Origin of the sequence: Pseudomonas sp. NPDC087639, from assembly GCF_044743385.1 — a bacterium.
GTDB lineage: Bacteria > Pseudomonadota > Gammaproteobacteria > Pseudomonadales > Pseudomonadaceae > Aquipseudomonas.
The window spans coordinates 35,776-53,126 of sequence record NZ_JBIUWI010000026.1; the positions used below are offsets into that span (position 1 = coordinate 35,776).

15 protein-coding genes are annotated in these 17,351 nt (G+C 60.6%); 11 read left to right on the top strand and 4 right to left on the bottom strand.

The window, feature by feature from the left end; all coding sequences use genetic code 11:
• Positions 1–11: 11 nt before the first annotated feature.
• The 8 genes from ACIOVB_RS13480 (at position 12) to ACIOVB_RS13515 (ending at position 8,198) form a co-directional block, all read left to right on the top strand.
• Positions 12–1,877, top strand: coding sequence for an extracellular solute-binding protein (locus tag ACIOVB_RS13480; protein WP_401268387.1), 1,866 nt, complete (start codon positions 12–14; stop codon positions 1,875–1,877).
• A 1-nt stretch (position 1,878) separates the two neighbouring features.
• A complete protein-coding gene (locus tag ACIOVB_RS13485; protein ID WP_401268389.1) occupies positions 1,879–2,943 on the top strand; it encodes a microcin C ABC transporter permease YejB in 1,065 nt (354 codons plus the stop codon).
• Entirely contained in the window at positions 2,943–3,965 is a 1,023-nt protein-coding gene (locus ACIOVB_RS13490; protein WP_187677626.1) for an ABC transporter permease, read from the top strand. Before ACIOVB_RS13485 ends, ACIOVB_RS13490 begins: the two co-directional genes overlap by 1 nt.
• 14 nt (positions 3,966–3,979) lie before the next feature.
• A complete protein-coding gene (locus ACIOVB_RS13495; RefSeq protein ID WP_401268390.1) occupies positions 3,980–5,614 on the top strand; it encodes an ABC transporter ATP-binding protein in 1,635 nt (544 codons plus the stop codon).
• A 165-nt stretch (positions 5,615–5,779) separates the two neighbouring features.
• Positions 5,780–6,301 carry a DUF3455 domain-containing protein gene (locus ACIOVB_RS13500; protein WP_401268392.1) on the top strand — a complete coding sequence of 174 codons (522 nt, stop codon included), beginning with the start codon at positions 5,780–5,782 and terminating at the stop codon, positions 6,299–6,301.
• A 95-nt stretch (positions 6,302–6,396) separates the two neighbouring features.
• Positions 6,397–6,933 carry a sigma-70 family RNA polymerase sigma factor gene (locus ACIOVB_RS13505; RefSeq protein ID WP_401268394.1) on the top strand — a complete coding sequence of 179 codons (537 nt, stop codon included), beginning with the start codon at positions 6,397–6,399 and terminating at the stop codon, positions 6,931–6,933.
• Positions 6,930–7,625, top strand: coding sequence for an anti-sigma factor domain-containing protein (locus tag ACIOVB_RS13510; RefSeq protein ID WP_187677622.1), 696 nt, complete (start codon positions 6,930–6,932; stop codon positions 7,623–7,625). Before ACIOVB_RS13505 ends, ACIOVB_RS13510 begins: the two co-directional genes overlap by 4 nt.
• A gap of 132 nt (positions 7,626–7,757) precedes the next feature.
• The gene (locus ACIOVB_RS13515) at positions 7,758–8,198 is read left to right on the top strand and encodes a hypothetical protein (protein ID WP_401268396.1); all 441 of its coding nucleotides are present in this window, start codon (positions 7,758–7,760) and stop codon (positions 8,196–8,198) included.
• Positions 8,199–8,269: 71 nt separating this feature from the next.
• Here the strand turns inward: ACIOVB_RS13515 and ACIOVB_RS13520 are convergent, their stop codons facing one another.
• Positions 8,270–9,361 (bottom strand): DUF1615 domain-containing protein, encoded by a 1,092-nt coding sequence (locus ACIOVB_RS13520; RefSeq protein WP_401268397.1) that lies wholly within the window; start codon positions 9,359–9,361, stop codon positions 8,270–8,272.
• 344 nt (positions 9,362–9,705) lie between these two features.
• Here ACIOVB_RS13520 and ACIOVB_RS13525 point away from each other — a divergent pair, with 344 nt between their 5' ends.
• Positions 9,706–11,910, top strand: coding sequence for a TonB-dependent receptor (locus ACIOVB_RS13525; RefSeq protein WP_401268399.1), 2,205 nt, complete (start codon positions 9,706–9,708; stop codon positions 11,908–11,910).
• A gap of 213 nt (positions 11,911–12,123) precedes the next feature.
• Positions 12,124–13,653, top strand: coding sequence for an FAD-dependent oxidoreductase (locus tag ACIOVB_RS13530; RefSeq protein WP_401268400.1), 1,530 nt, complete (start codon positions 12,124–12,126; stop codon positions 13,651–13,653).
• Between the two features lie 34 nt (positions 13,654–13,687).
• Here the strand turns inward: ACIOVB_RS13530 and hemB are convergent, their stop codons facing one another.
• From hemB to ACIOVB_RS13545, 3 genes are all read right to left on the bottom strand, one after another.
• Positions 13,688–14,662, bottom strand: coding sequence for a porphobilinogen synthase (hemB, locus tag ACIOVB_RS13535; RefSeq protein ID WP_187677617.1), 975 nt, complete (start codon positions 14,660–14,662; stop codon positions 13,688–13,690).
• A gap of 147 nt (positions 14,663–14,809) precedes the next feature.
• A complete protein-coding gene (locus ACIOVB_RS13540; RefSeq protein WP_401268403.1) occupies positions 14,810–15,652 on the bottom strand; it encodes a PhzF family phenazine biosynthesis protein in 843 nt (280 codons plus the stop codon).
• A gap of 10 nt (positions 15,653–15,662) precedes the next feature.
• Complete coding sequence (locus ACIOVB_RS13545; RefSeq protein WP_187677615.1) at positions 15,663–16,361, bottom strand: glutathione binding-like protein; 699 nt, start codon at positions 16,359–16,361, stop codon at positions 15,663–15,665.
• A 313-nt stretch (positions 16,362–16,674) separates the two neighbouring features.
• Between ACIOVB_RS13545 and ACIOVB_RS13550 the strand changes: the two genes are divergently transcribed.
• Positions 16,675–17,349 carry a histidine phosphatase family protein gene (locus ACIOVB_RS13550; RefSeq protein ID WP_187677614.1) on the top strand — a complete coding sequence of 225 codons (675 nt, stop codon included), beginning with the start codon at positions 16,675–16,677 and terminating at the stop codon, positions 17,347–17,349.
• Positions 17,350–17,351: the final 2 nt, after the last annotated feature.

The following is a 17,351-nucleotide window of genomic DNA, read 5'->3' on the forward strand; positions in this document are numbered from 1 at the left end:
GGAGTGACTTCATGACTTTCATGCGCAACATGGCTGCGCTGCTTTTTGGCAGTGCACTGCTGTGCAATGCCGCCCATGCGCTGGCCGTCGGCACTTACGCAATGACGGTGTACGGCGAGGCGCCGAAATACCCGGCGGATTTCCAGCATTTCGATTTCGTCGATCCCAAGGCGCCCAAGGGCGGTTCGCTCAGCCGTGCGTCGATGGAGATCGGTCAGTACAACTACATCGCGCCCTATGCCGATCAAGGCATTTCCGTGGTGCAGGTCAATGACTGGGTGTATTCGCCGCTGGCGTTCCGTTCGCTGGATGAGCCCTACACCGTCTACGGCCTGGTCGCCCAGCAGATGGAGCGCGATCCCGAAGGCCTCTGGGTGCGTTTCACCCTCAACCCCAAGGCCCGCTTCGCCGACGGCACGCCGATCACTGCCGAAGACGTGCGCTACACCTTCAACCTGCTGATGACCAAGGGCAGCCTGAGTTATCGCCAGCAATACGCCGACGTGCAGGACGTACTGATCGAAAGTCCGCGTCAGGTGCGCTTCACCTTCAAGAACAACCTCAACCGCACGTTGGCGCTGGATCTGGCGACGATGCGCGTGGTGCCCGAGCACTGGTGGAAGACGCGCGATTTCGCCAACGGTGGCGGTTTCGAGCCGCCGCTGGGCAGCGGCCCTTACCGCGTGAGCAAGGTCGACGCCGGGCGCAGCATCAGTTTCGAACGTGATCCGGACTGGTGGGGCAAAGACCTGCCGGTCAGTCGCGGGATGTACAACTTCGACAACCTGACCGTCAATTTTTACGGCGACACTGACGTTGCGCGCCAACTGCTACAGGCCGGCGCATTCGACTACAACCGCGAGTTTTCTTCGTCCGGCTATGTGGTGGGCTACGACAGCCCGGCACTGCGTGACGGACGCTTGCAGCAATCGATCCTCGCACCGGAAAAACCCACCGCCGCTCAGGGCTTCGTGTTCAACCTGCAGAACCCGATCTTCAAGGATCGTCGCGTGCGTCAGGCGATCAGCCTGTTGTGGGATTTCGAGTGGACCAACAAGCAGATGATGCGCGGCTTCTACGTGCGGCAGAACAGCTTCTGGCCGAAGAGTGAAATGGCCGCGACCGCCCTGCCCGACGCCGAGGAATTGAAGATCCTCGAACCGCTGCGCGGGCAGATCCCCGAGGAAGTGTTCACCACGGTTTATCAGGCACCCAAAACCGATGGCAGCGGCTACATCCGCGACAAGCAACTGCAAGCACTAAAGCTGCTGGCCGAGGCTGGGTGGACGGCGAAAAACAATCGGCTGGTCAACGCGGCCGGCGAACCGTTGGAGTTCACCTTTCTCGACGGCCAGGGCGGCTTCGACCGCATGCTGCTGCCGTTCAAACGCACCCTCGCGCAGATCGGCATCACCCTCAATTTGCGCCGCATCGACTCGGCGCAATACGTCAACCGGCTCAACGCCCGGGACTACGACATGATCGTCACCAGTTTCCCGCGCAGTGGCGATCCGATCGTCTCCCCCGGCCGCGAGCTGTACAGCCTTTACGCCTCGCAAAGTGCCACGCAAATCGGCAGTTCCAATTCGATGGTGTTGGCCAACCCGGCCGTGGATCAACTGATCGACGGCCTTGTCCAGGCCAATACCCGCGACGCCATGGTGCATTACGCCCGCGCCCTCGACCGGGTGCTGCAATGGGGTTACTACATGATTCCCAACTACTACTCCAAAGGCACGCCGACGGTGTACCAGAACCGTTTCGGCATGCCGGCGCAGCAGCCGCTGTACAACGAAGGTCTGGAAACCTGGTGGGAGGTTTCGGCCAAACCGTTGACGACCCAACAGATGAACGCCCAGCTCGCGGGGGGCCAGTGACATGCTGCGTTATCTGAGTCGACGCTTGCTGCTGATCATCCCCACGCTGCTGTGCATTCTGGTGGTCAATTTCCTTATCGTGCAGGCCGCGCCGGGTGGCCCGGTGGAACAAGCCATCGCCCGCCTGCAGGGCTTCGGCGGGCACAGCATGGGCGGCGGTGGCGAGGTCGCCGCGATTGGTGGCGCCGGGCGCAGCAGCCGTGGCCTCGACCCGGCGCTGATCGAGGAAATCAAACACCACTACGGTTTCGACAAACCCCTGCATGAACGCCTGTGGCTGATGCTGAAAAACTACGCGCAGATGGATCTGGGCAGCAGCTTCTTTCGCGGCGCCAAGGTCACTGACTTGATCGCGCAGAAGCTGCCGGTGTCGTTGTCGCTGGGGCTGTGGGCGACGCTGATCACTTACCTGATCTCGATTCCGCTGGGCATTCGCAAGGCCATCAAGAACGGCAGCGCCTTCGACGTCTGGAGCAGCACGGCGATCATCATCGGCTACGCGATGCCGGCGTTTCTCTTTGCAATCCTGCTGATCGTGGTGTTCGCCGGCGGCAGTTACGTCAACTGGTTTCCGGTGCAGGGCCTGGTCTCGGACAACTTCGACAGCCTCAGCACCTTGGGCAAGGTCGGCGACTACCTCTGGCATTTGGTGCTGCCGGTGACAGCGCTGGTGATCGGCGGCTTTGCCACGCTGACCATCCTGACCAAAAACAGTTTCCTCAACGAGATCAGCCGCCAGTACGTGATCACCGCGCGGGCCAAAGGGTTGACTGAGCGCCGCGTGCTCTACGGCCATGTGTTTCGCAACGCCATGCTACTGGTGGTGGCCGGTGTGCCGTCGGCGTTGATCGAGGTGTTTTTCGCCGGCTCCCTGTTGATCGAAACCATCTTCAACCTCGACGGCCTCGGCCGCATGAGCTACGAAGCGGCAGTGTCGCGCGACTACCCGGTGGTGTTCGGCGCGCTGTTTCTGTTCACCCTGTTCGGCCTGTTGATCAAGCTGATCGGCGACCTTTGCTACACCCTGCTCGACCCGCGCATCGACTTCTCGGCGAGGACTGCCTGATGTTCACACTTTCTCCTCTGGGTCAGCGCCGTGTCGCTCAGTTCAAAGCCAACCGGCGCGGGCGCTGGTCGCTGTGGCTGTTCATCGGCCTGTGCCTGATTTGCCTCGGCGGCGAGTTGATCGCCAATGACAAGCCGCTGGTGATCCGCTACCACAACGCCTTGTATTTCCCGATCCTCAGCGATTACCTGGAAACCGATTTCGGCGGCGAGTTGCCGTTCCAGCCGGATTACGCCAGCAACTATGTGCACAAACTCATCGAGGATCAGGGCGGCTGGATGCTGTTTCCGCCGATCCCGTTCAGTTACGACACGGTCAATTACGACCTCGCCGAACCGGCGCCGAGTCCACCCTCCTCCAGCAATTGGCTGGGCACCGACGATCAGGCGCGGGACGTCTTGGCGCGGGTGATTTTCGGCACGCGGATTTCGATTCTGTTTGCGCTGATCCTCACCGGCATCAGTGCGCTGATCGGCATCGTTGCCGGGGCGTTGCAGGGCTATTACGGCGGTTGGGTCGATCTGCTCGGGCAACGGGTGCTGGAGATCTGGTCGGGGTTGCCGGTGCTGTATCTGCTGATCATTTTGTCCGGTTTCGTCTCGCCGAGTTTCTGGTGGTTGCTGGGGATCATGGCGTTGTTTTCGTGGCTGGCGCTGGTCGACGTGGTGCGTGCCGAGTTCTTGCGTGGGCGCAATCTGGAATACGTCAAAGCCGCGCGGGCCTTGGGCCTGACCGACAGCGAGCTGATGCGCCGGCACATCCTGCCCAACGCAATGACCTCCACCCTCACCTACCTGCCGTTCATTCTGACCGGCGCCATCGCCACCCTCACCGCGCTGGACTTTCTCGGTTTCGGCATGCCGGCCGGCACCGCGTCGCTGGGCGAGTTGATCGGCCAGGCCAAGCGCAATCTGCAAGCGCCGTGGCTGGGGCTAACGGCGTTTTTTGCCTTGGCGCTGATTCTGTCGTTGTTGGTGTTCATCGGTGAAGCCTGCCGTGATGCGTTTGATCCACGATCTTGATCCGAGGAGCTGACATGAAAGACCATTTGATCGAGATCCGCGACCTGCGTGTCGCTTTCGTCGGGCAGGAAGTGGTGCACGGTCTGAACCTCGATATCCGCCGCGGCGAGTGCCTGGCGCTGGTGGGTGAATCCGGTTCGGGCAAGTCGGTGACGGCGCATTCGATCTTGCGTTTGTTGCCCGGCAAAACCGTCAGCAGCAGTGGCTCGATTCGCTACAACGGCGTCGACTTGCTGCACGCCAGTGAACAGCAAATGCGTGGTTTGCGCGGCAACCGGATTGCGATGATTTTCCAGGAGCCGATGACTTCGCTGAACCCATTGCACACCGTCGAAAGACAGGTCAGCGAAGTGCTGGAAATTCACAAGGGCTTGAAGGGCCGCGCGGCCCGTGCGCGCACCTTGGAGTTGCTGGAACTGGTGGGCATTCGCCAACCCTTGCAGCGCTTGAAAGCCTATCCGCACCAACTCTCCGGCGGCCAGCGGCAACGGGTGATGATTGCGATGGCGCTGGCCAACGAGCCGGAACTGTTGATCGCCGACGAGCCGACCACGGCGCTGGACGTGACCGTGCAGCAGAAGATTCTTGAGCTGTTGATTGAACTGCAGCAGCGGTTGGGTATGTCGTTGCTGCTGATCAGCCATGACCTCAATCTGGTGCGACGCATCGCCCAGCGGGTGTGCGTGATGCGCCACGGCGAGATCGTCGAGCAGGCCGATTGCGAAGCACTGTTTCGCGCGCCGCAGCACCCTTACAGCCGCTTGCTGATCGAGGCAGAACCCAGCGGCGCGCCGGTGCCGAGCTTGTACGAGCACAACTTGCTGGAAGTCGATGACCTGAAGGTGTGGTTCCCGTTGCCCAAGGCTTTGTTCAGTCGGCATCAGGAATACATCAAAGCGGTGGATGGCGTGAGCTTCAGCCTGCAACGGGGCAAAACCCTGGGGATTGTCGGCGAGTCCGGTTCGGGCAAGTCGACACTGGGTCAGGCAATCCTGCGGCTGGTGGAATCGGAGGGCAATATCCGTTTCGGCAACAAGCAACTGAGTCTGCTTAATCAGCGTTTGATGCGGCCGTTGCGGCGGCAGATTCAAGTGGTGTTTCAGGACCCGTTCGGCAGCCTCAGCCCACGGATGTCGGTGCAGCAGATCATCGCCGAGGGTTTGCTGACCCACGGCATCGGTACCGAGACCGAGCGTGAGGCAGCGGTGATCCGGGTGCTCGAAGAAGTCGGGCTGGATCCGCAAAGTCGTCATCGATATCCCCATGAGTTCTCCGGCGGCCAGCGTCAGCGCATTTCCATCGCCCGCGCATTGGTGCTGGAACCGGCGCTGATTCTGCTCGATGAACCGACCTCGGCGCTGGATCGCACGGTGCAAAAGCAAGTGGTGGAGTTGTTACGGCAATTGCAGATCAAGCATGGGCTGACGTATCTGTTCATCAGCCATGATCTGGCGGTGGTGCATGCCCTGGCCCACGACTTGATGGTGATCAAGGATGGCAAAGTCGTGGAACAGGGCTCGTCGCGCAAGATCTTTGCGGCGCCGCAGCATCCCTACACCCAGGAGTTACTGAAAGCCTCCGGCCTCAAGCCCGACATGGAACCCTGTGGGAGTGAGCCTGCTCGCGAAAGCGGTATGTCAGTGACGTGAGTGTTGGCTGACACGGCGCTTCGCGAGCAGGCTCGCTCCCACATTGGATGGATGGTGTTTGAAATTTATTTTTTATTCACTGCATCCAATCGGCTCCGCCATGGGTAGTCCCTGTAACAGCCCTCCTTGGCTGCCAGCGATCTACCCTTTTCGGAGAAAACACTGATGAACGCCACACAGCTGATTTGCTTCACCGGTTTGCTCGCAGCCTCCTCGGCAACCTTCGCCCAAAGCAGTTATCCCGACACCATCAAAGTCCCGGACGGCCACAAGATCGCGCTGGAAACCACCGGGGTCGGCGAGATCACCTACGAATGCCGCGACAAGCCCAATATGGCCGGGCAGACCGAGTGGACCTTCGTCGGCCCCAAAGCGGTGCTCAATGATCGCAGTGGCAAGCAGGTCGGCAAATACTTCGGCCCACCGGCCACCTGGCAGGCCGAGGACGGTTCGAAAGTCACCGGCACGCAACTGGCGGTAGCGCCGTCGAGCCCGGGCAACCTGCCCTATCAACTGGTCAAGGCCAACCCCGCAGAAGGCAAAGGCGCGATGACCGGCGTTAGCTACATCCAGCGTGTCGCGCTCAAGGGCGGCGTGGCGCCGAGCAGTGAATGCACAGCGGCGAACAAGGGTAAGCAGGAAGTGGTGAAGTATCAGGCGGATTACATTTTCTGGGCGGCGAACTGATTTCTCAGGCTCACCCTGCCCCCCTGTGGGAGCTGGCTTGCCCGCTCCCACAGGGTTCTGCGTTGTAATGCGGAAAATGAGCTAGATTGCACTGCATGTCCTTACCCGAAACTGAATTCGATTACGAAGCCCGTCTCGCTGCCTGTGCCCGCGGCGAGCGGTCGGCCCTGCGCGATTTGTATGTGCAGGAAGGCCCGCGCCTGCTCGGCGTGGCCAAACGGCTGGTGCGCGACACAGCACTGGCGGAGGACATTGTCCATGAGGCCTTCATCAAGATCTGGAACGGCGCGGCAGGGTTTGATCCGGCGCGAGGTTCGGCGCGTGGCTGGATGTTCACCGTGACCCGGCACCTGGCGTTGAACCTGCTGCGTAATCAGGCTCGGGAAACACCGTTCAGCGAAGATCATGAAATGCCCACGCACGACGATGACGGCTTCGATGCCCAGGCGCATTCGGCGCGCATTCACCGCTGCCTGGAACAACTCGATCCTCAACGCCGGAGCTGCATCATTCATGCGTATGTCGACGGCTACAGCCATGCGCAGATTTCCGCGCGCCTCGAAACGCCGCTGGGCACCGTCAAAGCGTGGATCAAACGCAGCCTCAACGCCTTGCGGGAGTGCATGGGATGACCACTGAATCGGAACGCGATGAGCTGGCCAGCGAATATGTGCTCGGCACGCTCTCGGCTGAAGATCGCGCCGACGTTCAACGGCGCCTGCCGACTGATCCTGAACTGCGTGCTGCGGTGGATGTCTGGGAACGACGCCTGCTGGACCTCACCGACCTCGCCGAGCCGCAACAGCCATCCCCCCTGTTGTGGCCGCGAATTGAGCGCAGTGTCGAACGACTTACGCAAAAAGTATCTAGCCCGGCGCAAACCTCCTGGTGGAATCTGCTGCCGCTGTGGCGCGGTTTGAGTGCTGCCGGGTTAGCCGCAACGTTGATATTGGGTTCAATCCTGCTGACCCAGACCACGCCGAAGCCGAGTTATCTGGTGGTGCTGGTCGCGCCGCAGGACAAGGCCCCGGGCTGGGTAATTCAGGCCAGCAACTCACATGAGATTCAATTGATACCGCTAGGCGTGGTCGAGGTGCCGGCAGACAAGGCGCTGGAATTCTGGACCAAGGCCGATGGCTGGCAAGGGCCTGTGTCGCTGGGGCTGGTCAAGCCCGGGCAAGCGCTGAAGGTTGAATTGGATAAGTTGCCGCCACTGCAACCCAATCAGTTGTTCGAGCTGACGCTGGAAGGCGCCAATGGCTCGCCGATCGGCAAACCGACCGGGCCGATTCAGGCCATCGGGCGCGCTGTGAAGGTGCTGTGAGGCTCTAAGCTGCGGGCTCTGGCAATCATCAGCGGCGTCGATGTTCACAATCACAGCAATGAAGTTCTCATAAAAAATCTCCGGCGTAACATCTGCTCCATACCAACCAATAACACCCCGGAGCACACCATCATGAAACGCCAAACTCTTCTCAGCATCGCTTTCTCGGTTTTCGCAGTTAACGCTTTTGCCGCTACTCCAGCACACACGATGATCGCCGCCGATGGCTCGGACCGTCTGTACCAGAACGCCGTTGCTGCTGACGGTTCGGATCGTCTGCAAGGCAACACCGTCGCCGCCGATGGCTCGGATCGTCTGCAAGGCAACACCGTCGCTGCCGATGGCTCGGATCGTCTGCAAGGCAACACCGTCGCTGCCGATGGCTCGGATCGTCTGCAAGGCAACACCGTCGCGGCTGATGGCTCGGATCGTCTGCAAGGCAACACCGTCGCTGCCGATGGCTCGGATCGTCTGCAAGGCAACACCGTCGCTGCCGATGGCTCGGATCGCCTGCAAGGCAACACCGTCGCTGAAGGTGGTGCTGATCGCCTGAACGAACTGCGCAACGCTTGAATGAATGGCGTCATCGCAACAACCCAGAAAAACCCGGCTCCCCTCAGCCGGGTTTTTTATGCCTGCAACAATCAGCCACCCTTGGCCATGCAGCGTTTGTAGCGTTCATCCACGCGTTTGGCGAACCACGCGGTGGTCAGTTTTCGGGTGATTTTCGGGCTCTGCAGCACGATCCCCGGCAGCACCGCACGCGGCAATGACTTGCCTTCGGCCTTCTCCGCCAACTCGAATACCCGTTGATAGAGTTTGGTCTCTTCGAATTCCAGGGTTTTGCCCTTCTCCAGTTGATCGCGAATGGTCGGATTGCGCATGCCCAACGACTTGCCGAGGGTGCGTACCGCCAGTTCCGTGCCGCCGGGCATGATCGAATCGTAGCGAATCAAGTCGCCGTCCAGCGCCAGCGGGATACCCGACGCGCGACTGACCGCGTTCTGGAACGCCGCGTTGCGGCTGGCGTACCAACCGGCGTTGAAGTCGGCGAAACGATAGAGCGGCTCGCGGTAACTCACCGGATAACCGAGCAGATGCGCGATGCCGAAGTACATCCCACCACGACGGCTGAACACCTCGCGGCGGATGGTGCCGTCGACCGGGTACGGATAATCCTTGGCGTGCTGTTCGGCAAACTCGATGCTGACCTGCATCGGTCCGCCGGTATGCACAGGATTGAAGCCGCCGAACAGTGTGCGACCCATCGGCACCCTGCCGATGAAGTCATCAAAAATCGCACTCAACTCCTTTTCGCTGCGCGCGCTGCTCAGGCGTTCGCTGTAGCTCTTGCCGTTGGTCGAACGCACTTGCAGGGCGCCGCTGACCAACAGGCTGGGGATATGGACTTTGGCGGCGCGGCGGTCGATTTCATCGCGAGCGATTTTGCCCAGACCGGGCACGGTGGGGTCGGCCTGAAAGGTGGATTCCTGTTCGGCAACGGCCAGTACCGAACACAGATTCTGTGTGGTCGGGCTGATGCCTTGTGCAGCGAACGCGGCGTAGATATCGGTGGCCCAGCCTTGGCGATCGGCGGTTTTGGCGGGCATCAGGCGCACGATCTCGGCCTTCACTTCAGCCGGTGGGCGCGGGGCGGGTTCGCCGCCGCGCTGGCTGGCGCAACCGGCCAGTACGAGCATTGCGGCGAGGGTGATCAGTAATCGAGGGGTGTGCATGTTGCTCCATCCAGTCCGTTGAGCCGGGTTCACCATACGATCAATGGTATTCCACAAGCCAGACCCACACAGACCCTGTGGCGAGGGGATTTATCCCCGATGGGGCGCGAAGCGGCCCTGCTTTTTTACTGAAAAGGGAACTGCTGCGCAGCCCATCGGGGATAAATCCCCTCACCACGGGGGGTAAAATGCCCATCGGCCTAGCGCCTTCAAGAGGTGATGACAAACTGATTGCAAAACGTTACTGAGAAAACCTATCATTTGCACCTGGAGTCGCATTTGCGCAAGGAGTTCCGCGCCGTCTTAACCTTTTCTCACCGGCCGTGCGCCTCCAGGTACGAAACATGCCCGCTTCAGCCCGACTTGCCGTCCCGTTCCGCCCGACGCTTCTCGCCCTGCTGTGCTCCCTGACTGTCACTGCCCATGCCGCTGAAGAAGACGGCAAAGAACTGCTGCTGGACAACGTCAACATCAACGCCCAGGCCCCAGCGCCAAACGCCTTGCCACCGGTTTATTCCGGTGGTCAGGTCGCTCGTGGCGGCCAGTTGGGCGTGTTGGGTAATCAGGACATGATGGACGTACCTTTCAGTGCCGCGTCCTACACCGAGCAACTGATTCAGGACCAGCAAGCCGAAAACGTCGCTGACGTGCTGCTCAATGATTCGTCGGTGCGCCAGGCGTCCGGCTTTTCCAACCAGTCGCAAGTCTTCATGATCCGTGGCCTGCCGCTGAACGGCGACGACATTTCCTATAACGGCCTGTACGGCGTACTGCCACGGCAGATCATTTCCACTGACGCCCTGGAGCGCGTGGAAGTGTTCAAAGGCCCCAACGCCTTCATCAACGGCGTGACCCCAACCGGCTCGGGCATCGGTGGCGGCGTCAACCTGCAGCCAAAGCGCGCCGGCGACGTGCCGCTGCGCCGCTACACCACCGACATCAACAGCGAAGGCCGCATCGGTCATCACTTCGACATCGGCCAGCGTTTCGGTGAAGACAACCGCTTCGGCGCACGGATCAACCTGTCCCAGCGCGAAGGCGATACCGGCATTGATCACGAGAACCAGCGTTCGAAACTGTTCGCCATCGGCCTCGACTATCGCGGCGATGCGCTGCGAATTTCCGGCGACTTCGCCTATCAGAAAGAGCGCGTCAACGGTGGCCGCAACTCGGTCAACCTCGGCACCGCCACGCACATTCCGGATGCGCCATCAGCCGACACCAACTACGCGCCGAAATGGGGCTACACCGACATCGAAGACACCTTCGGCATGCTCCGCGCCGAGTACGACCTGAACGACAACTGGACCGCCTACGCCGCTGGCGGCGCCAAGCACACCCGTGAAGTCGGGCGCTATAACTCGACCACACTGGTCGGCAATAACGGTGCATCGTTCACCACCGGCTCGTTCATTCCCCACGATGAAGACAACACCAGTGTGATGGCCGGCCTTAACGGTAAATTCAACACCGGCCCGGTCAGCCACAAGCTCAATTTCGGCCTGACCGGCATCTGGGCCGAACAGCGCAGCGCCTATGATTTTGACTTGACCAAATACGCCAACAACATCTATCACCCGGTACAGACCCCGTCGCCGGTCGGCAACTTTTCCGGTGGCGACCTGAATGACCCGGGCATCGTCGGCAAGACCTTCAACCGCAGCCTCGCGATCTCCGACACCCTCGGTTTCTTCGATGATCGACTGCTGATCACCGCCGGCCTGCGTCGTCAGCAATTGGTCGTGCAAGGTTACGGTTACGCCAGCTACGGCAGCGGCCCGCGCTCTTCGAGCTACGACGAGTCGATCACCACGCCGGTGTACGGCATCGTATTCAAGCCGTGGGAGCACGTTTCGTTCTACGCCAACCACATCGAAGGCCTGGCCCAGGGCCCGACTTCGCCGACCAGCTCCGGTGGCTTTCGCGTGACCAATGGCAACGAAGTCTACGCACCGGCCCGTTCCAAGCAGACCGAGGCCGGGGTGAAAGTCGACATGGGCACTTACGGCGCGAGCCTGGGTGTGTACCGCATCGAGCAGCCGAGCGACGGCTACTGTGAAATCGACAGCGCCACCACGTGCACCTACGTGCGTGAAGGCGAGCAGATCAACAAAGGCGTGGAAATGAACGTGTTCGGCGAGCCGATCAACGGTCTGCGCCTGATCAGCGGCCTGACCCTCATGGACACCGAACTGAAGAACACCCTCAACGGTGCCAACGACGGCAACCGCGCCATCGGCGTGCCGACCTTCCAGTTCAACGCCGGCGTGGATTGGGATGTACCCGGCCTGCAAGGCGTCGCGCTGAATGCGCGGATGCTGCGCACCGGCGGCCAATACGCCGACGCGGCGAACAACCTCAGCCTGCCGACCTGGAACCGCTTCGACGCGGGTGCGCGTTATGCCTTCAAGGTCTCGGAAAAAGACGTGACCTTGCGTCTGGGCGTGGAGAATCTGGCGAACAAGAAGTACTGGGAATCGGCTCAGGGCGGTTATCTGACGCAAGGTGAACCGCGAGTGGCGAAGTTGTCGGGCACCATCGACTTCTAAACAACGCCGCAACATGAAAAAGGCCTCGCAGCTTCACGGTTGCGGGGCCTTTTTGGGTTTTGTGGCGCTTGATAAAGCCACTTCGCGAGCAGGCTCGCTCCCACAGGGGACTGTATTCCAAAGTGGGAGCGAGCCTGCTCGCGAAGACGGCCGGGCCTGGCCACCCTCTCCTTCTGATCCATACTTGCTCCACAGCAAACGGAGGACAGGCCCATGAACCGCAGCGACGTCCTGATCATCGGCGCCGGCCCCACCGGACTCGTTCTGGCCCTGTGGCTGAGAAAACTGGGCGTTCAGGTGCGCATCATCGACAAGACTTCTGCCCCCGGCACCACCTCCCGGGCATTGGCGGTACAGGCGCGAACCCTGGAGCTGTATCGGCAACTGGATCTGGCCGACACCATTGTGCGCAACGGCCATCGCGTGGCGGCGGCAAACTTCTGGGTCAACGGCAAACCCGTCGCGCAATTGCCGCTCAACCGCATCGGCGAAGGCTTGACGCCTTACTCTTTCGTCGAAATCTTCCCGCAGGATGAGCATGAACGGCTATTGATCGAACGCCTCGAAGACTATGGCGTCCGCGTCGAACGCAATACGTTGCTGGAGAGTTTCGCGGAAACCGGCGACGGCCTCACCGCGCATTTGCGTCTGCCCGATGGCGAGCAGGAAATCTGCCAGGCCTGTTACCTGGCTGGTTGCGATGGCGCGCGGTCGGTGGTGCGTAAAAACCTCGACACCGAATTCCCCGGCGGGACCTATCAGCAGATTTTCTACGTGGCGGATGTGCAGGCCAGCGGCCCGGCGCTCAATGGCGAGTTGCATCTGGATCTGGACGAAGCGGACTTTCTCGCGGTGTTCCCACTGGCGGGCGAAGGCCGTGCGCGACTGATCGGCACCGTGCGCGACGAACGCGCGGATCGCGTCGAAACCCTGGAATTCTCTGACGTCAGCAGCCGCGCCATCGAGCACCTGAAAGTCCATATCGAAGACGTGAACTGGTTCTCGACCTATCGCGTGCATCACCGCGTGGCTGAGCATTTTCGCAGTGGCCGCGCTTTTTTGCTCGGCGACGCGGCGCACGTGCACAGCCCGGCGGGCGGCCAGGGCATGAACACCGGTATCGGTGACGCGATCAATCTGGCGTGGAAACTCGCCGCCGTGCTCAGCGGCGCTGCCGAGGCCAGACTGCTCGACACTTACGAAACCGAGCGCATCGCGTTTGCCCGGCGACTGGTCTCGACCACCGACAAAGTCTTCAGCTTCGTCACCGCTGAGGGGCGCATGGCCGATCTGCTGCGCATGCGGCTTGCACCGTTTCTGATCCCGAAAATGGCTTCGTTCGAGGCCAGTCGCGAATTTCTCTTTCGCACTGTCTCGCAGGTCACTCTCAACTATCGCGGCATGCCGCTCAGCCAAGGCACGGCCGGCCACGTCCACGGCGGCGATCGCTTGCCGTGGGCGCATGACGGTGAAGGGGATAATTATGAGCCGCTACGCCAACCGTGCTGGCAGGTGCATGTGTACGGCGACACCAGCGACGAGATGATCGCCTGGTGCGTTAAGCATCATTTGCCGCTGCATGTGTTCGACTGGCGCCCGGCGTTTGAAACGGCGGGATTGGGGCGCAACGGCTTTTATCTGTTGCGCCCGGATACCTATGTGGCGATTGCCGATAACAGCGCCGATCCGAAAGTCATAGAACGCTACTTCCGCGATCAAGGCATCAGGCCATTCCTCCCCTGACACACCAAAAAACCCTGTAGGAGTGCAGTGCTGTTTAGATCCCGGCCAGTGCCAGATCCATCGCAAAGTAAGTGAAGATCAGATCCGCACCCGCGCGCTTGATTGCGCCTAGGCTCTCACGCACCACACGATCCTCATCAATCGCCCCGGCTTGTGCGCCGAACTTGATCATCGCGTACTCGCCGCTGACCTGATACGCCGCCAGCGGCAGGTTCGAGGCTTCGCGGATGTCGCGGATGATGTCCAGATACGCGCCGGCCGGTTTGACCATCAGCGCATCGGCGCCTTCCTGTTCGTCCAGCAGCGATTCGCGCAGGGCTTCGCGGCGGTTCATCGGGTTCATCTGGTAGCTTTTGCGGTCGCCCTTGAGCGCGCTGCCACCGGCCTCGCGGAACGGGCCGTAAAGTGCGGAGGCGAATTTGGTCGAGTAGGCCATGATCGGAATCTGGGTGAAACCGGCGGCATCGAGTGCCTGGCGAATCGCACGCACCTGACCGTCCATCGCCGCCGACGGTGCAATCACATCTGCGCCCGCCCGCGCCGCTGCCACGGCTTGTTTGCCAAGGTTGACCAAGGTCTGGTCGTTGTCGACTTCATGGTTGTGCATCACGCCGCAGTGGCCGTGATCGGTGTATTCGCAGAAGCAGGTGTCGGACATCACGATCATTTCCGGCACGGCATCCTTGGCGATGCGCGACATGCGCGAGACCAGACCGTTTTCGCGCCAGGTATCGCTGCCGTTGCTGTCCAGATGGTGGGACACGCCGAAGGTCATCACCGATTTGACGCCGGCACGGGCGTAGCGCTCGATCTCGCTGGCCAGTTTGCGCTCGGGAATGCGCATCACCCCGGGCATGCTCTTGATCGGCACGAAGTCATCGATTTCTTCCTCGACGAAAATCGGCAGCACCAGATCGTTCAGGCTGAATTCGGTTTCCTGGAACAGACTGCGCAGGCTCGCATTGCGGCGCAGACGGCGGGGACGTGCTTCGGGGAACTGACTGGACATGGGGCCTTCCTGAAACCTGCAGATGAGACGAAAGTCGTAGGGGGCGAAGCTTATGCCTTGCGGGGGTTGAGGTACAAACCTGGATCAATCAAGAGTGCATTACCGGGGGTGCAATAATCATCGGGGTTACGCTGGCGCGTCTTGCCTTCAGAGAGTCAACTGTCCGTCAATGCAGGTCACCACAGCACCGCCAACCCAGATTTCGTCGCCAAGCCGATTAACCCGAATCCGCCCCGCTCGGCCCATGCTCAAACCCTGACTGACGGTGTAGGAATCTGGCGCCAGCCCTTCGCCGAGTAACCATTGAGCCATCCCGGCATTCAGACTTCCGGTGGCCGGATCCTCGGGCATACCATCCCCGGAAATAAACGCGCGCACCTCAAACTGTGCCTCATCACCCTCGCGCTCAGGATCCCACGGAGCGATGACGCCAACCGCCAGACCAAGCATTTGCGCATGATCCGGTTGCAGGTTCAGCACCTGCTGCCGATCGCTGAGCATCACGGCCAGCCATCCCGCGCCGTTGTCCACCCACTGCGCACGAACAATGGCGTCGCTGGCAAGGCCAAGACCTCGCTGCACTCGCGCCATAATCTCGGACTCAACCGGTCCCGTCCTTATAAGTGGCGGTGCGAGAAACGCGAGTTCCTTGCCCTCGCGCCGAATCCGCACCAACCCGACGCCGCACTCCTGAATGATCTCGTCGCCTTTGGGCGTGCCCCCGGCCTCGAGCCAGGCATGGCAGCTACCGAGCGTTGGATGACCGGCAAACGGCAATTCGTTCAACGTGGTGAAAATCCGCACCCGATAATCGGCGCGAGGATCCCGCGGTTCAAGAATGAACGTGGTTTCGCTCAAATTGGTCCATGCGGCAAACGCAGCCATGCGTTCATCGCTCAGGGAGTCGGCGCCAAATACCACCGCCAGCGGATTGCCTTTGAGCGCTATCTGGCTGAAAACGTCGACTTGCTTGAAATCGAATGAACGCATACACAGACCTTTATTGAGGAATAGTCAAACCACGCACCACCGCCGGTCGCGCCAGGAAGCGTTCCAGCACGCGGGTGACATTCGGGAAATTGCTGATGCCGACCAAGTCACCGGCCTCGTAGAAGCCAATCAAATTGCGCACCCACGGAAACGTGGCGATGTCGGCGATGGTGTAGCGCTCGCCCATGATCCAGTCGCGCCCTTCGAGGCGAGTGTCGAGCACCTTGAGCAGACGTTTGCTTTCGTCGACGTAGCGATCACGCGGACGCTTGTCTTCGTAGTCTTTGCCGGCGAATTTGTTGAAGAAACCCAACTGGCCGAACATCGGGCCGATACCACCCATCTGGAACATCAGCCACTGAATGGTTTCGTAGCGCAGCGCGCCTTCCTGAGCGAGCAATTGGCCGCTCTTGTCAGCCAGATAAATCAGGATCGCGCCGGATTCGAACAGCGGCAACGGTTGGTCTTCAGGGCCGTGGGGGTCGAGGATGGCCGGGATCTTGTTGTTCGGATTCAGCGACAGGAACGCCGGGGACAACTGGTCATTAGTGTCGAAACCGACGCGGTGCGGCTCGTACGGCAGGCCGATCTCTTCGAGCATGATCGAGACTTTGACGCCATTGGGGGTCGGCAAAGAGTAGAGCTGAATCCAGTCTGGGTACTGCGCGGGCCACTTTTGGGTGATCGGGAACGCGGACAGATCGGTCATGGGAAGCATCCAGTCACAAATGAAAGGCCTGAGCATAATCCAGGATCATCCGCTCTAGCTCGGGTTCTTTTCCCGGACGGCCACCTGCTTACTTAATTTCGCAACATCCTGTCGCTAACCTGCGAACAAGCCATTGAGGGTTGCCGATAGAGTGCTGCGCACTTTTGCCGATCGAACCAAACGGCCTCAGAGGACTCTGAGTTATGCCTTTCGCAAGGGAAGCGCAAACGACATGGAAAACACCCGGTGCTGGGAGCCCGCGGTGTAAAGGTTTGTCAGCCTTAACCGAACACGCTGAAGAATTCTTAATTTCATGACGAACCTTATGAGTTTCGCCAAACGCTTCAAACATCGCGCTTATGTGGCCCTGCCCTCCCTGTTGGCGGTCAGCGCGCTGTTTCTGTCGCTGGAATCCAGCGAAAGCCGTGCGCAGCCGGTCGACGGCACGCAGACTTTGGTGTTCCTGCGCCACGCTGAAAAACCCGAGGGCGGTCTCGGCCAGCTCAACTGCCAGGGCCTGAACCGTGCCATCGACCTGTCGACACTGCTACCGGAGAAATTCGGCAAGGCTGACTACGTGTTCGCCGCCAATCCGACGCGCAATGTCGAGGAAGGCGAGCTGGACAATTCCTACAGTTACATTCGCCCACTGATGACCATCAGCCCGGCCGCGATCAAGCTCGGCCTGCCGGTAAACATCGAGTTCTCGGCCAACGACACCAGCGATCTGGCGCGTGAGCTGCTTGATGACAAGTATCACAACTCGACGATCTACACGGCCTGGTCACACGGCTATCTGCCGGAGCTGATCAACAAGGTGGCGGGCAACGCGGTCGGCGAAAAGCAGAGCATCACCGATGACTGGGCGGGCAACGACTTTGACTCGCTGTATGTGCTGACCCTGACCTGGCACAACGGCAAGGCCAGTCTGCAGAGCCATAGCTACAAGCAGGGGTTGGATAATGGCAAGGAATCCTGCCCGACCTGAGT

What these genes read in the sequence shown, in the direction of transcription:
- ACIOVB_RS13480 (WP_401268387.1), top strand. Translation starts at nt 12, where the DNA reads ATGACTTTCATGCGCAACATGGCTGCGCTGCTTTTTGGCAGTGCACTG.
- ACIOVB_RS13485 (WP_401268389.1), top strand. Translation starts at nt 1,879, where the DNA reads ATGCTGCGTTATCTGAGTCGACGCTTGCTGCTGATCATCCCCACGCTG.
- ACIOVB_RS13490 (WP_187677626.1), top strand. Translation starts at nt 2,943, where the DNA reads ATGTTCACACTTTCTCCTCTGGGTCAGCGCCGTGTCGCTCAGTTCAAA.
- ACIOVB_RS13495 (WP_401268390.1), top strand. Translation starts at nt 3,980, where the DNA reads ATGAAAGACCATTTGATCGAGATCCGCGACCTGCGTGTCGCTTTCGTC.
- ACIOVB_RS13500 (WP_401268392.1), top strand. Translation starts at nt 5,780, where the DNA reads ATGAACGCCACACAGCTGATTTGCTTCACCGGTTTGCTCGCAGCCTCC.
- ACIOVB_RS13505 (WP_401268394.1), top strand. Translation starts at nt 6,397, where the DNA reads ATGTCCTTACCCGAAACTGAATTCGATTACGAAGCCCGTCTCGCTGCC.
- ACIOVB_RS13510 (WP_187677622.1), top strand. Translation starts at nt 6,930, where the DNA reads ATGACCACTGAATCGGAACGCGATGAGCTGGCCAGCGAATATGTGCTC.
- ACIOVB_RS13515 (WP_401268396.1), top strand. Translation starts at nt 7,758, where the DNA reads ATGAAACGCCAAACTCTTCTCAGCATCGCTTTCTCGGTTTTCGCAGTT.
- ACIOVB_RS13520 (WP_401268397.1), bottom strand. Translation starts at nt 9,361, where the DNA reads ATGCACACCCCTCGATTACTGATCACCCTCGCCGCAATGCTCGTACTG.
- ACIOVB_RS13525 (WP_401268399.1), top strand. Translation starts at nt 9,706, where the DNA reads ATGCCCGCTTCAGCCCGACTTGCCGTCCCGTTCCGCCCGACGCTTCTC.
- ACIOVB_RS13530 (WP_401268400.1), top strand. Translation starts at nt 12,124, where the DNA reads ATGAACCGCAGCGACGTCCTGATCATCGGCGCCGGCCCCACCGGACTC.
- hemB (WP_187677617.1), bottom strand. Translation starts at nt 14,662, where the DNA reads ATGTCCAGTCAGTTCCCCGAAGCACGTCCCCGCCGTCTGCGCCGCAAT.
- ACIOVB_RS13540 (WP_401268403.1), bottom strand. Translation starts at nt 15,652, where the DNA reads ATGCGTTCATTCGATTTCAAGCAAGTCGACGTTTTCAGCCAGATAGCG.
- ACIOVB_RS13545 (WP_187677615.1), bottom strand. Translation starts at nt 16,361, where the DNA reads ATGACCGATCTGTCCGCGTTCCCGATCACCCAAAAGTGGCCCGCGCAG.
- ACIOVB_RS13550 (WP_187677614.1), top strand. Translation starts at nt 16,675, where the DNA reads ATGACGAACCTTATGAGTTTCGCCAAACGCTTCAAACATCGCGCTTAT.